Origin of the sequence: Tardiphaga robiniae, assembly GCF_001618955.1 — a bacterium.
GTDB classification, from domain to species: domain Bacteria; phylum Pseudomonadota; class Alphaproteobacteria; order Rhizobiales; family Xanthobacteraceae; genus Tardiphaga; species Tardiphaga robiniae_A.
In genome coordinates, this window is the sequence record NZ_LVYV01000001.1 from 181,969 (window position 1) to 194,093 (window position 12,125).

Annotated in this window: 13 protein-coding genes; 7 read left to right on the forward strand and 6 right to left on the reverse strand. The window is 62.2% G+C overall.

All coding sequences use genetic code 11. The features are described from left to right. Positions 1-28: 28 nt before the first annotated feature. Complete coding sequence (locus A4A58_RS00865) at positions 29-1,486, forward strand: glutamate synthase subunit beta (RefSeq protein ID WP_068728946.1); 1,458 nt, start codon at positions 29-31, stop codon at positions 1,484-1,486. 156 nt (positions 1,487-1,642) lie between these two features. On the opposite strand, the gene A4A58_RS31780 is transcribed toward A4A58_RS00865, so the two are convergent. Continuing rightward, positions 1,643-1,813 (reverse strand): DUF559 domain-containing protein, encoded by a 171-nt coding sequence (locus A4A58_RS31780; protein WP_433993600.1) that lies wholly within the window; start codon positions 1,811-1,813, stop codon positions 1,643-1,645. Positions 1,814-1,852: 39 nt separating this feature from the next. Here A4A58_RS31780 and A4A58_RS30135 point away from each other — a divergent pair, with 39 nt between their 5' ends. From A4A58_RS30135 to A4A58_RS00875, 3 genes are all read left to right on the forward strand, one after another. Beyond that, on the forward strand, positions 1,853-2,230 hold the full coding sequence (locus A4A58_RS30135; protein ID WP_139069763.1) for a hypothetical protein: 378 nt from the start codon (positions 1,853-1,855) through the stop codon (positions 2,228-2,230). Positions 2,231-2,283: 53 nt separating this feature from the next. After that, on the forward strand, positions 2,284-3,063 hold the full coding sequence (locus A4A58_RS00870) for a hypothetical protein (RefSeq protein ID WP_068728948.1): 780 nt from the start codon (positions 2,284-2,286) through the stop codon (positions 3,061-3,063). Between the two features lie 587 nt (positions 3,064-3,650). Beyond that, positions 3,651-4,031, forward strand: coding sequence for a DUF930 domain-containing protein (locus A4A58_RS00875; protein WP_068728950.1), 381 nt, complete (start codon positions 3,651-3,653; stop codon positions 4,029-4,031). Between the two features lie 20 nt (positions 4,032-4,051). Here A4A58_RS00875 and A4A58_RS00880 read toward each other — a convergent pair whose 3' ends face one another. Beyond that, positions 4,052-4,306: a PepSY domain-containing protein gene (locus A4A58_RS00880; protein WP_068728953.1), complete on the reverse strand. Its 255-nt coding sequence runs from the start codon at positions 4,304-4,306 to the stop codon at positions 4,052-4,054. Positions 4,307-4,537: 231 nt separating this feature from the next. Here A4A58_RS00880 and A4A58_RS00885 point away from each other — a divergent pair, with 231 nt between their 5' ends. Beyond that, positions 4,538-6,241 carry an SGNH/GDSL hydrolase family protein gene (locus tag A4A58_RS00885; protein WP_068728955.1) on the forward strand — a complete coding sequence of 568 codons (1,704 nt, stop codon included), beginning with the start codon at positions 4,538-4,540 and terminating at the stop codon, positions 6,239-6,241. A gap of 142 nt (positions 6,242-6,383) precedes the next feature. Here A4A58_RS00885 and A4A58_RS00890 read toward each other — a convergent pair whose 3' ends face one another. Both A4A58_RS00890 and A4A58_RS00895 read right to left on the reverse strand, forming a co-directional pair. Then, positions 6,384-6,746: a CsbD family protein gene (locus A4A58_RS00890; RefSeq protein WP_068730353.1), complete on the reverse strand. Its 363-nt coding sequence runs from the start codon at positions 6,744-6,746 to the stop codon at positions 6,384-6,386. Between the two features lie 82 nt (positions 6,747-6,828). Further along, positions 6,829-7,563, reverse strand: a complete 735-nt coding sequence (locus A4A58_RS00895; protein ID WP_068728958.1) for an SDR family NAD(P)-dependent oxidoreductase — start codon at positions 7,561-7,563, stop codon at positions 6,829-6,831. A gap of 109 nt (positions 7,564-7,672) precedes the next feature. Between A4A58_RS00895 and A4A58_RS00900 the strand changes: the two genes are divergently transcribed. Further along, positions 7,673-8,452, forward strand: coding sequence for an SDR family NAD(P)-dependent oxidoreductase (locus tag A4A58_RS00900; protein WP_068728960.1), 780 nt, complete (start codon positions 7,673-7,675; stop codon positions 8,450-8,452). Between the two features lie 117 nt (positions 8,453-8,569). Next, positions 8,570-9,457 (forward strand): TauD/TfdA dioxygenase family protein, encoded by an 888-nt coding sequence (locus A4A58_RS00905; protein ID WP_068728962.1) that lies wholly within the window; start codon positions 8,570-8,572, stop codon positions 9,455-9,457. A 52-nt stretch (positions 9,458-9,509) separates the two neighbouring features. Here the strand turns inward: A4A58_RS00905 and A4A58_RS00910 are convergent, their stop codons facing one another. Both A4A58_RS00910 and A4A58_RS00915 read right to left on the reverse strand, forming a co-directional pair. Further along, the gene (locus A4A58_RS00910) at positions 9,510-10,475 is read right to left on the reverse strand and encodes a Bug family tripartite tricarboxylate transporter substrate binding protein (RefSeq protein ID WP_068728965.1); all 966 of its coding nucleotides are present in this window, start codon (positions 10,473-10,475) and stop codon (positions 9,510-9,512) included. 95 nt (positions 10,476-10,570) lie between these two features. After that, positions 10,571-11,968, reverse strand: coding sequence for a lytic murein transglycosylase (locus A4A58_RS00915; protein WP_081421719.1), 1,398 nt, complete (start codon positions 11,966-11,968; stop codon positions 10,571-10,573). Positions 11,969-12,125: the final 157 nt, after the last annotated feature.

The following is a 12,125-nucleotide window of genomic DNA, read 5'->3' on the forward strand; positions in this document are numbered from 1 at the left end:
GGGACAGACTGCAGAGGCGTCAGTTGTAATGGGCAAGATCACGGGTTTTCTGGAAATCGATCGTCACGACCGCAAGTACGCGCCGGTTACCGAGCGCCTGAAGGGCTATAACGAGTTCGTCATTCCGCTCAGCGAGAAAGACACCCGCGACCAGGCCGCGCGCTGCATGAATTGCGGCATTCCCTATTGCCACGGCACCGGCTCGGTTCAGCCCGGCACACCCGGCTGCCCGGTCAACAACCAGATCCCGGACTGGAACGACCTCGTCTATAGCGGCAACTGGGAAGAAGCCTCGCGCAACCTGCACTCGACCAACAACTTCCCGGAATTCACCGGCCGCATCTGTCCGGCACCGTGCGAAGCCTCGTGCACGTTGAACATCGATGACAACCCGGTCACCATCAAGACCATCGAATGCGCCATCGTCGACAAGGCATGGGACAATGGCTGGCTGAAGCCGCAGGTCTCCGCCGTGAAGACCGGCCGCAAGGTCGCCGTGATCGGTGCCGGTCCCGCCGGCATGGCCTGCGCACAGCAGCTCGCGCGCGCCGGCCACGACGTCCATGTCTATGAGAAGTTCGCCAAGGCCGGCGGCCTGATGCGTTACGGCATTCCCGACTTCAAGATGGAAAAGCACATCATCGACCGGCGTGTGGCCCAGATGGAAGGCGAAGGCGTCACCTTCCATTACGGCAAGGCTGTCGGCGGCACCTCGCCCGGCGCCATCGATCCCGCCGAGCTGCTCAAGGAATATGAAGCCATCGCGCTGACCGGCGGTGCCGAGCACGGCCGCGACCTGCCGATCCCGGGCCGCGAATTCGACGGCATCCATTTCGCCATGGACTTCCTGCCGCAGCAAAATCGCCGCGTCGGCAACGAGCCGCTCGGCGACATCAAGGAAATTCTCGCCGGAGGCAAGCATGTCGTCGTCATCGGCGGTGGCGACACCGGTTCCGACTGCATCGGCACCTCGCTGCGTCAGGGTGCATTGTCGGTGACCCAGCTCGAAATCATGCCGGCTCCGCCCGAGCAGGAGAACAAGGGCCTGACCTGGCCGAACTGGCCGCTGAAGATGCGGACCTCGTCGAGCCAGGCCGAAGGCGCCAAGCGCGAATTCGCCGTGCTGACCCAGAGCTTCGAAGGCGCCGACGGCAAGGTCACCAAGCTGAACTGCGTGCAGGTCGACGACAAGTTCAAGCCGATCCCCGGCTCGGAATTTGCGCTGCAGGCCGATCTCGTGCTGCTGGCGATGGGCTTCGTCCATCCCGTCCACGAAGGCATGCTGAAGACCCTCGGCGTCGATCTCGACCAGCGCGGCAATGTCCGCGCCGCGACGACCGACTTCTCCACCTCGCTGCCCAGAGTGTACTCCGCCGGCGACATGCGCCGCGGCCAGTCGCTGGTGGTCTGGGCAATCCGTGAGGGACGTCTCTGCGCCCGCGCCATCGATCAGGCGCTGATGGGAACGACGACGCTGCCGAGGTAAGGGCGCTCGCAACTCACATTGTGCCAACGCTCAAGAGCCTCGACACGAAAGTGTCGGGGCTCTTTCTTTTCCCTCCCCCGCCATTGCCGGCCGTCAGGCCGGTCGGGTGGGGGTGCCCAATGTGGTCACCACCGCTTCCATTAACCCCGGCAAATTCTAGTCGACCTCGAAATTCCAGAACCGCATTACGCGAAATCCCTCGCCGCGCAAGAACGCATCCCGCTCACGGTCGACGTCAACAACGAACACTCGCGAACCGAAGAGGATTACGCTCTGAATGGCATCGCGATCACATAGACACTTAAATGTTGCAATTGGAGCCGGCACACATCTAAATTGAAAAAGTGCTATAAGGGTTCGAAAGAGATGGCCGATATTAAATCAGGCGAGCCATTTGGACTCGATAGCGCGTTCATTGCCAGTATCGACTGGGATCTTGCGCTCAGTCGCGTCATCCATGACATGCGATCTGATTTCATTTTCGCCCCGCACCTACGACTCATTTGCGGCAGAGCAGGGCAGGAAGTGATCAAGCAGCTAAAAGCTGATCTAAAATCCGGTGCCTTTAGCCCCAGCGTCCCCGTTACAATCGAGGTGCCTAAATCGCAGGGAATGCGCGTCGTGGTGCCGTCAAGAAGAGGTGGACCTCCCTTTTCTCGCCCAGGAAGTATTTTACTTCCAAACGACCGCCTCTTCTATCAAGCACTGGGAGATCAGGCCGCTCCCATAATTGACGCAAATTGATACCTCATTTGCGAGTTTATGACCTAGCCCTGAACGAAGCCAAATCCGTAATAATGCCGAAAGCATCTCTATTAACGGAGGAGCCAGATCTAGAGGCCTTATTTGCGGATGCTGTCGAAGAGATATCAAATCAAGTTGAGGACAATGACTTCGATGCAGACTACGGATTTCAATCTGAGTGGGACGAGGATGATGACAATGAAGAAGAGAATGAGGATGAGGATGAGGATGAAGAACTGGAGTTAAAAGCAACTAAAGTCCTTTTCGATTCTCTCTCCGAGTACCCTGGCCAAGAAGAGAATATCGAGAGATTCTGCCTACCATTATTCTCCAAGGCAGCATCGGACTATGCGGTGTCGCACGTGCTAGACGCGTTCAAGAAGCGCCCTTCGATGTCACAAATTTATGCGTCATATCTCTCTAAATTCTTAGAGAAAGATGAGGTCACTGAATTGCTTTCGGAGCTCCTCGCCGATACTTCTCTCCGAGATTGGCAGAAGATGTGGATTATCGCAGCGTTGCTTCAAAAAAAGCCGCAGGATGACGGTCCCATAAAGATCGCGCTACGAATTCTCAAGGATGCGACGCGACATGATGCTCTGCGGGCTGTCGCTGCAATTTACGTCGGTAGATTTGGAGATCATGCCCGTCGAAAGAACCTTTTTTCCATCTACACCTCTGTCTCCAGCTACATTCAAACAGCCATATACTTTTCCTCCAGAGCCTGGCCATCGGTTGAACGAGGTAACGCGAAGGCGAGTTGGGGTGCACACGGCCCGCTCAACACATTGCTTACGAGTGCCATGACGTTCAAAAGGGCCACTCCAACTTGACAACCACGCTCAATTGAGACTATATTCCCCTCACCCTGTCCAACGAGGGGCGCTTCTCGAGGGCGTCTTTGGAGGTGGGACAGGGTGCGGCGCCCGCGGACGTGCCTCGCAAGCACGGACTCGGGAGGTCCTGGGTAGCCGTCCGGGCCCACTACGGGGCTCTGCCGCTTGCGGCTGGACGGGTGCGGGTGAAGGCTGGCGAAAGCCGGCCGGATGACGGGCACGATGCCCGTACCCAGTACCCGGAAGCACGGCCCCGGGAACAGAAAAGCCGCGATGGAGCGCCGAAAGGCGTGCGCGCACCGAAGGTCGCTGTCGCAGGCAGCCGACGGGACGCGCCACTGACTACAAAGTTGCGCCTTTCGGCGCTTCATCCCCCTCACATCAAAGGGACCACCGGAAGACCAACTTGCGCGGCGGCGCGGGACAGACGGCGCGTGCGCGCGTCGATCCCATTCATGACCGGGACTCGCACAGCGCGACCGGCCGCACGGCGCATCTCAAGGTGGGTAGCCAGCAACCTCCGGACACGCTAAGCGGATATCATCCCGCCGGTTCATCCTTCCAAACGTGTTGTCCCTTCCCGCATGAAATTCCTGCTTCTTCCGCTCGGCCTCGTGGCGCTCACCGCACAGGCCCATGCCAGCGATGCCCGCTTCATGGCGGCCCTCGGCAAGCTCGATCCCAAGACCCGGCTGGAGCAGGTCTGCGACTTCGAGGCGATGCGCCGGATCAGCAAGGGCGGCCCGCGTGTCGAGCGCGCGAAGTCCGACGCGCTGGTGCCGCCGCAGCATCTCGGCAATACGCTGATCGCCAAAGGCGGCGCCTATCGCGCGGGCGGCAAATGGATGCAGGTCGCCTTCACCTGCAAGGCGACGCCGGACCACAAGACGGTGCTGGATTTCACCTACAAGACGGGAACGGTCATTCCACCCGCGAAATGGCAGTCTTTGGGGCTCTGGAAATAAAATAGACGAGCCTGCCCGCGTCAATGCTTGGGTTCGTTCTTGGTGAGCGCGCCGCTATGCGGATCGACATGGACCTCGAAGATCCGGCCGTCCTTCACGACATCGGCTTCCCAATGACCGTCGTCGGCTTCGAGCTCCCTGACCTCGGTATAGCCCAAGCTGCGCAGCTTTTCTGTGACCTGCTGTGCGGTCATCCAGTCCTTGCCGGGGGTATCTGCGGAAGCCCATGAGGGCAGCGCGAAAACGAGCGCAACGAACAGCAGCAGCGACTTCATGGCAAACCTCCCTGATTTGTCACGACAACTCCGGGATTGCCACTTTGTTCGGCACAGGCCTTGGCGGTGGCCTCGCCGTTCACCCTGCCGCGAAAAGTTCCGGGATTTGCTTGACGTTAACGCCGGGCGGCGCTTGATGGCGGGATCGCGGCTGCCCGCTTGCGGCCCGAATCCGGTAGTATGTCGAGCGGGAACCCGGGTCTGCAGACCCTCCGATTGCGGTCGAGGCGCATGTCACAGAAGCCCAACTTGCCGAGATGGCGGATCGACCACTGGCGTGCCGAAAAGGGCGCGCTGATGGTGCTCGCCGTAGCGCTGGGCCTGCTGATCGGCATCGTGGCTCCCGCGTCGGCGCAATTTTTCGGTTTCGGCGGTCCGCAGCAACCTCCTCCGCGTCCGCAGCGCAATGTGCCGCAGGGCGGCGGTGGCGGCTTCGGCTGGTTCGGCGGCGGCAATGACAGTCCGTTTTTCGCGCCGTTCCAGCAGCAACAGGCGCCGAAGCGGGCCGCTCCGCGCGAGGACTATTCGCGCGCACCATCGCCGGAAAAACGCGATGCCCCGGCCGAGCGCAACGTGCTGGTGCTCGGCGACAGCATGGCCGACTGGCTCGCTTACGGCCTCGAGGACGCCTATGCCGAACAGCCCGACATGGGCGTGATCCGCAAGCACAAGACCGTCTCCGGCCTGCTGCGCTATCAGCCGAAGGGCGATCCCGCCGATTGGGCCGCGGCGGCCAAGGGCATTCTCGCCACCGAGAAGCCCGATGCCATTGTCGTCATGCTCGGCCTCAATGACCGTGTCGCGATCCGCGAGCCCGACAGGGCCGCCGTGAAGAAGGGCGCCAAGAAGGACGAGAAGAAGGACAGCGCCGCGGAAGTGAAGCCCGGCGACAAGCCGGCCGAGCCCGAGGCGGACGATGCGGATATTCCCGATCCCGGTTCGATCGCGACCGAGCGCGGCGCGCGCACCGGCGGCATGGTCGATTTCCGCGACGAGCGCTGGGGCGAGCTTTACTCGAAGAAGATCGAGGAGATGATCAATGTCGTGAAGGCGAAGGGCGTGCCCGTGCTGTGGGTCGGCTTGCCGGCGGTGCGCGGCACCAAGGCGACCGCCGACATGCTCTATCTCGACAATCTCTATCGCGAGGCCGCGACCAAGGCCGGCATCACCTATGTCGATATCTGGGACGGCTTCGTCGACGAGGCTGGCCGCTTCCTGCAGCAGGGCCCGGATTTCGAAGGCCAGATCCGCCGGCTGCGCTCGGCCGACGGCGTCTATTTCACCAAGGCCGGCGCCCGCAAGATGGCGCATTACGTTGAGCGCGAAATCACCCGCCTGCTCTCCGGCCGCTCCGCGCCGATCGCGCTGCCGAGCGAGCCTGCGACGCCGGACCTCAATGCCGTGCCCGGCGCGCCGGCGCCGCGTCCGCTGGCCGGGCCTATCGTTCCCCTCGTCGCCTCCTCCGTCGGCACCGATCAACTGCTCGGCGGCCCCGGCGTGAAGCCGGTGAGTGTCGATGCACTGGTCGCGCGTGTATTGGTCAAAGGCGAGCCACTCGCCGCGCCCGCCGGCCGCGCCGACGACTTCGCCTGGCCGCGCCGCGAGATCGGCCGCGAACAGGCCAAGGGCGATGTGCCTGTGGCCGCAGTCACCCCGACCACATCAGGGACGAGCGGCACGACTGCTGCGGCAACCGGACCGGATGGCGTTGTCCCCGTCACGGCGCCGCCAACCGCGCCGAAGAAAAAGCCGAAGCCCGTCGTCGCCACCGAAACGCCGTCATCCTTCGGTAGCTTCTTCGGGTTCGACGAGCCGCGCCGCGCGCCCGTCCAGCTAGTGCCGCAGCGCCCCCGGCCGGCCCAGGCACCTGGCCCGCGTCCGCCGGCCAATGTCGGCCCCGCCGCCTCCGCCCCCTCCGGTTTCTTCACGCGCTAACCGCGCGAAAAATTCAACCTCAAAAAATCCCTCAACCTTTTCGGGCTGAGGGATTTTTGCTTCTGGATACTTTCTTGGACGTTTTGTCGAACACGACTGCTGACGCTTCTGCGGCGTCCGTTGTGTCAGCCGCGATCTGCTATCAATAACCGAAACGGTTCGGACGACGGCGCGGCGGACGCGTCATCAGCATCGCCAGTGCAAAGCCGATACCGCCTGCGATGAGTAGCGAGCCCAGCGGATTGTCGCGGACCTTGGCGGTGATTGCCTGCGTGCCATCGCGATAGACATCGCTGTCAAGCGCATCCTTGGCATAGCTTGTGGCGGCATCGGATGCATCGCGCACGGCGTCCTTGGCCTGGCCGTACAGGTTCTGCACGGTGCCCGTCGCTTCGCGCGCGCGGCCCGAGGCTTCAGTCCGCTCGTCGCCCGTGGCTCGGCCGATCACACCTTCAACCTTGCCGGCCGCATCCTTGGCTGCGCCCGCAATACGGTCCTTGTCCATGTCCATTACTCCGTGAGGAAATTCTCGCCGGTGTAATGCCTGAAGCCAGTACTGGTTCCGCCGCGATGCAGGCGCCTCGAATTTAAAGGATCAAACCGCCATCGACGACGAGCGTATGACCGCAAACATAGGCTGACAGCGGCGACGCTAGGAACAATGCAGCGCCGGCCATATCGGCAGGCGTGCCGAGACGCTGCAGCGGGATCCTGGCAATCGCGCCTTCCAGCCGCTTCGGATCGGCTGTCGTGACCTTTGTCATCTTGGTGTCAACGAGCCCCGGCGCGATACCGTTGACGCGAATGCCGTCTTCCGACCACGCCTGCGCCAATGTGCGCGTGAGCCCAACTGCGCCGGTCTTCGACGCATTGTAGGAAGGATTGCCCTTGGTCGCATGATAGGCCGCGGTAGAACTGACAATGATCAATCGCCCGTTGCTTGCTTTGAGCTGCGCATGAAATTTCGTCGCGCAACCCATCAGGCTCATCAGGTTGACTTCCATCACCTTGCGGAAGCCATCCATCTCGAACTCGCCGCGACGATAGATCACGGCCCCCTGCGCGAGGATCAACACATCGACCCGATCGAGCTTCGGATCGAATGCTTCGATGGCCGCTGCACTGCTCACATCGAGCTGGCTGTAGCCGAGCCCGTCGAGATCGGAACCCTCATCGACCGTGTAGTCGCTGGCCTTCGCGCGCGTACCGCACACATGCACGCGTGCACCGCGCGCACGAAATGCCTGCGCCATACCATTGCCGATGCCGCTTGATCCTCCGACGATGAGCACCTGCTGGCCGCTGAAATCGAGTTCGTTCATCCCTGATCGTCCTTCTTGATTTTATCAGCGCATGTTTGACCGCGTCGTCGATCAGTGCAAGCCTTCGATCAAGCCTCATCATGAAGGCGTACAAATTCGGAGGATAGCCTTGTCGGATTTCAAACAGCTCAGCCGCTCGGTCCGCGGCCTCACCGTACTCGTCACCGGTGCCGCAAGCGGCATGGGCCGGGCGACTGCACGCGTATTCGCGGCGGAAGGCGCCAATGTTGCCGTCACCGATATTTCGGCAGACGGCATTGCCGCTGTCGTTGACGCGATCACGGAGAGCGGCGGAAGCGCTCGCGCATGGACGCTCGATGTCGCCGATCCCGATCGCATTCGTACGGTGGTCGGCGACGTCGCCGCGCATTTCGGCAGCCTCGACATCATCGTCAACAATGCGGGCATCTCGGTCAGCACAGCTATCGACCAGGACGGCTATGATGCCGCGTGGGATCGCGCCATCGCCGTGATGCTGACCTCACACCAGCGCATTATCCGCGCCGCGCTGCCTCACTTGCGCAAATCGCCATCGCCGCGGATCGTGAATATCGCTTCCACCGAAGCGCTCGGCGCGACCGCACTGCACAGCCCCTATTCCGCAGCGAAGGCCGGCGTTACCGGCCTCACGCGTTCGCTCGCGGTGGAACTCGGCCGCGACGGCATCACGGTGAACTGCATCTGTCCCGGGCCGATCACGACGGGGATCACCGAGCGTATCAGCGACGAACACAAAGTGATCTTCGCCAAACGCCGCACCGTGCTGCGCCGTTACGGCGATCCGGAAGAAGTCGCGCATATGACGCTAAGCCTGTGCCTGCCGGCCGCGTCCTATATCACAGGCGCGGTGATCCCGGTCGACGGCGGCCTCATGGCACGCAATGCGTAACTGCATTCGCGCCGATTGACATCACTCCGCACGGGCGTAGCATTTTTCTCAAGCGGCCCGACATGATCGGAAGCCGCAATCGAATGGGTCAACCATTCCACACGGAGGAAATTTGCAATGCCCGTGACGATCCGCAAACTGCATCCCTTGTTCGTCGGCGAAGTGACCGGCGTCGATCTGACCAAGCCGGTCAGCCCCGACGATGCCGTCGCCATCGAGCGCGGCATGGATGACTACGCCGTCCTGATATTCCCGAAGCAGGATATCACCGACGAACAACAACTCGCTTTCGCGCAGAATTTCGGCGAGCGAGAGAACCGAAAAGGCGGCTCCGTCACCAAGAAGGAAGACTACCGGCTGACATCGGGTCTCGCCGACGTATCCAATCTCGGCAAGGACGGCAAGCCGCTGCCGAAAGACAGCCGCGCTCATCTCTTCAATCTGGGCAACTGCCTGTGGCATTCGGACAGCTCTTTCCGGCCGATTCCGGCAAAATTCTCGTTGCTGTCGGCGCGCGTGGTCAATCCGAAGGGTGGCAATACCGAATTCGCCGACATGCGCGCGGCCTATGATGCGCTCGACAACGACACCAAGGTCGAGATCGAGGACATGATCTGCGAACACTCGCTGATGACCTCGCGCGGTGCGCTCGGCTTTCTCGACTACACCGACGAAGAGAAAGAGATGTTCAAGCCGGTGCTGCAGCGGCTGGTGCGCACGCATCCGGTGCATGGCCGCAAGTCGCTGTATCTGTCATCCCATGCCGGTGCGATCCAGGGCATGTCGGTGCCCGAAGCCCGCGTGCTGCTGCGCGATCTCAACGAGCACGCCACGCAGCCGCAATTCGTCTATGTCCACAAATGGACGCTGCATGACCTCGTGATGTGGGACAATCGCCAGACCATGCATCGCGTCCGCCGCTACGACCAGTCGCAGCCGCGCGACATGCGCCGCGCCACCGTCGCCGGCAATGCGCCGACCGTCGCGCAGCAAGCGGCGGAATAACCTGCCATTCAAAGACAGGCGCGCCGCACGATGCAGCGCGCCTGTGTGCATTCTAGATCCGCTCGATCTTTGCCTTCTCCAGCACCTCGCTCCAGCGCTTCACGTCGGAGGCGAGGAGATCTATGACCTCCTTCGGCTGTGAGGCCTTCGCCTGGCTGCCGAGCGACAGCAGGCGTTCCTTCACGCTCTCATCCTTGAGCAGCGTGACCGTCGCAGCGTTCAACTTTGCCACGACGTCATCGGGAACGCCGATCGGGCCAACGAGGCTGTACCAGCCCGGCGCGGCGTAGCCGGGAAAGCCCGCTTCGGCCACGGTGGGAATATCGGGGAAAGACGGGAAGCGTTCGGCCGTGGTCACGGCCAGCGCGCGGAACTTGCCGGCCTTGATCTGCTCGATCATCGAGATCGGCGGATCGACCATGAAGTCGATGCGCCCGGCGAGGACTTCGACCACGGCCTGCGCACCGCCGCGGAACGGAATGTGCTGAAACTTCACGCCGGCCAACTGCCCGATCTGCTCGACGATAAGATGCGGACCGGAGCCGACACCGGGCGTGCCGTAAGTGAGCGGCTTGTCCGGCTGCTTCTTTGCAGAAGCGATTAGCTCGGCGAGATTTTTGAACGGCGCGTCCGCATTGCACGAAAACATGTAGGGCGCTTCGGAGACCTGGCAGATGCCTTTCAGGTCATCGACCGGCTTGTAAGGCAGGCTCTTGTAGAAGGCCGACGACGCACCATAGGTCGCGGTGATCAGCGAGATCGTGTAGCCGTCAGGCGCCGAGCGGGCGAGCTGCGCCCCGGCGAGCGTCGTGCCGGCGCCGGGCTTGGTTTCGACCACCACCGTCTGGCCGAGGATTTTCGACAGACCTTCGGCCAGCACGCGCGAGGTCGCATCGGTCCCGCCGCCCGGCGCGAAACCATGCAGCAGCGTAATGGACCGCTCCGGCCACGCCGCTTTGGCCTGAAATGGAAGAAGGCTTGCCGACAATCCGGCCAGCAGCGCGCGCCTGTTCAACATCGATAGTCCCCAACGAATGTATCAAGGGGATCAGCCTAACACGCATGCTGCACTGCGGTATAATGTTATGCGCTATGGCCCTCTGCGCAGGGCGCTTATCTCACCCGGAGCCGGTCCAGCATCTCCGATGATGCAAACCCGTCGGCGGGCGCGCCGACGGAGGCCTGGAAATTGCGCAAGGCTTCGCGGGTCTGGCCGCCGAACTGGCCGTCCGGTGTGCCCTTGTAGAAGCCGCGTTGCGCCAGCAGCTGCTGTAGCTCGAGCCGCTCGGCGCGGGACAGCACGCGCTCCTGACGGGGCCATGGCTGCACGAAGGGTGGACCGCCGCGCAGGCGATCGGCAAAATGGCCGATAGCCATCGCATAGGCTTCAGCCGGGTTGTATTTCATGATGACGCGGAAATTCGTCATCATCAGGAAGCCCGGCCCCTGCGAACCTGCGGGAGCCAGCAGGTAGGCCTTCTCGGCCATCTTCGGGAACGGCTGGTTGTTGGCGCGTTTGAGGCCGAGCTGTTCCCACTGCGGCAGCGTCATCGCCCTGGCCTTGTCGGCTAGCATGTAGTTAAAGCCTTGTGGCACGACGACCTCGTAGCCCCAGGTCTGGCCGCTCTGCCAGCCATCCTTTTTCAGGTTGTTGGCGGTCGAGAAAATCAGATCGGTCGGATTGTCCACCACGTCGCGGCGACCGTCGCCGTCGCCGTCCACCGCGAAGCGCTTGAACGCGGTCGGCATAAACTGGGTCGGCCCGAATGCGCCGGCCCAGGAGCCGCGCATCTGTTCAGGCCTCAGGTCGCCGCGATGCAGGATTTCCAGAGCAACAAGAAACTCATCCTTGAAATAGGCCTGACGGCGGCCGACGCAGGCCAGCGTCGCCGTCGAGCGCAGCACACTGCGATCGCCGATCATCGTCGAGTAGTTCGACTCGATGCCCCAGATCGACGCGATAATGTAGCGATCGACACCGTAGGCCTTCTCGGCTGCGTCAAAGATCGTCTTGTACTGCGCCAGCACCTCACGACCCTTGGCCATGCGGTTGTCGTTCACCAGGATGTCGAGATAGTCCCAGATCGCCTTGGTGAATTCCGGCTGCGAATCCATCAGGTCCATGATTCGCAGATCCGGCGTCAGCCCGGCGGTGAAACGCTGGTAGCTGTCCTGCGAGATGCCGCGGCGTGCGGCATCAGGCCACAGTCCGGCAATGCAGTTGTCGAAATTACCAGCGGCCTCGCGGATCGCCTGTGCAGTCATCAGCGGATGGCCGGATGCGCCGTCCTCGCCGCTCCATGGCTGCACACCGGACGCACTGGGCACGGCTGCCTGCGGCGGCGGATCCTGCGTCTGGGACGATCCCGTGAAGATATTGTCGAACAGGCTGAAAGGGCCGCTCTTGCCTTGCGCCCACGCCGCATCGGGCCATCCGCCCGCGAGCAAAACCACGCCGAGCGCAGCGACACCGCATGTCAGGCTACGCACCATCTTCGTCGCAGATTTCATCATTATCCATCTCAAGAAGCCGGCCGGAATCCGGCCATGACTGTGCGATGACAGGAGGCCCGGTCGGGGTTTCCATCCACTTAACACTACCCAATTTCAGCCATCCCGGCGAATGCGGCAGCGTGCCCGGACAGGATAATTGCAGACACGTAGCCCT